Below are 265 nucleotides of genomic sequence, written 5' to 3' on the forward strand. Positions count from 1 at the left end.
GTGGTGGGCGCTATCTTGATATTATGCAGTCAAGTGAATCAATAGGTTTGCCGCCTAATACGATAACTAATCCAGAATACTCGATACAGGTTGGTATAAAGCATTTTGCGGCTGTTTTTAAAAAGGCAGGGGGAGATGTGCGCCTTACATTACAGTCTTACAATTATGGTGGTGGATTTATTGACTTCGTAAAAAAACGTGGGGGAAAGTATACAAAAGCTCTTGCATTAGAATTTAGCAAATACCAATCCTTGAAATTAGGTTG

At 38.9% G+C, this 265-nt stretch carries 1 protein-coding gene; it reads left to right on the top strand.

From position 1 onward, the window contains the following. Positions 1-265: lysozyme family protein (locus R0J87_RS21270; protein ID WP_498888778.1), on the top strand; the 265-nt coding region annotated here is incomplete at both ends.

The sequence above is a fragment of the Halomonas sp. SIMBA_159 genome (genome assembly GCF_046536035.1).
GTDB lineage: Bacteria > Pseudomonadota > Gammaproteobacteria > Pseudomonadales > Halomonadaceae > Vreelandella > Vreelandella venusta_A.